The organism is Streptomyces sp. NPDC058741, from assembly GCF_042746715.1.
GTDB lineage: Bacteria > Actinomycetota > Actinomycetes > Streptomycetales > Streptomycetaceae > Streptomyces.
Genome location: NZ_JBHYQH010000092.1, coordinates 4,966 through 5,351 on the forward strand (window position 1 = coordinate 4,966; position 386 = coordinate 5,351).

Consider the following 386-nt stretch of genomic DNA (forward strand, 5'->3'; position numbering starts at 1 on the left):
GGGGGGGCCCCCCCGCCTCCCCACTGGGGCGCGGCCCGCACCTATCCCACCCGCGCCCCCCCGCTCCAGTAGGTTTGCAACTCCTTCCGACGGGGCATCTGGGCTGACTCAGGTCACCGGGACCATGTCCGGTCAGGGAGGAGAATCCGACTCAGAACCTCTGATAAAGTCGGAACCGCCGGAAAGGGAAACGCGAAAGCGAAGACCTGGAAAGCGCCGAGGAAATCGGATCGGAAAGATCTGATAGAGTCGGAGACGCAAGACCGAAGGGAAGCGCCCGGAGGAAAGCCTGAGAGGGTGAGTACAAAGGAAGCGACCGTTTCTTGAGAACTCAACAGCGTGCCAAAAGTCAACGCCAGATATGTTGATACCCCGTCCATCGGGTG